The 461-nt window shown below is 65.1% G+C and carries 1 protein-coding gene; it reads right to left on the bottom strand.

Going from position 1 to position 461, the window contains the following annotated elements:
• Positions 1-461: class I adenylate-forming enzyme family protein (locus tag AACY08_RS29485; protein ID WP_445262066.1), on the bottom strand; the 461-nt coding region annotated here is incomplete at both ends.

The following is a 461-nucleotide window of genomic DNA, read 5'->3' on the forward strand; positions in this document are numbered from 1 at the left end:
GTCTTGGGCATGGTCAGGCGGATCACGACGGCATCGACTCGCTCATGGCGGCCAAGCTGCGGATTGAGCCAGTCGCGCAGCGCCTCCGGCGTAACATCGGCACCCTCGTTCAGCGTGACATAGGCGCGCGGCTGCTCGCCACGATACGGATCGGGCAGGCCGATCACCATCGCTTCCTTTACCGCCGGATGATGATGCAGCACCGCCTCGATCTGGCTGGGGAAGACCTTGAACCCCGACACCGCGATCATGTCCTTAAGTCGATCGACGATCCGCACGAACCCGTCCGCGTCGATCGTGCCGACATCGCCGGTGCGCAGCCAGCGGCCTTCCTCGGTCGTCAGGAACACCTCGGCATCGGCATCCGGCCGGTGCCAATAGCCCTGCATGATTTGCGGGCCCATCGCGACGATTTCGCCAGGCTCGCCGGCAGGTGGATCCTGCGTCGGATCGGCCTTGTC

Origin of the sequence: Pseudomonas sp. EL_65y_Pfl1_R83, assembly GCF_963970695.1 — a bacterium.
GTDB classification, from domain to species: Bacteria; Pseudomonadota; Gammaproteobacteria; order Pseudomonadales; family Pseudomonadaceae; genus Aquipseudomonas; species Aquipseudomonas tritici.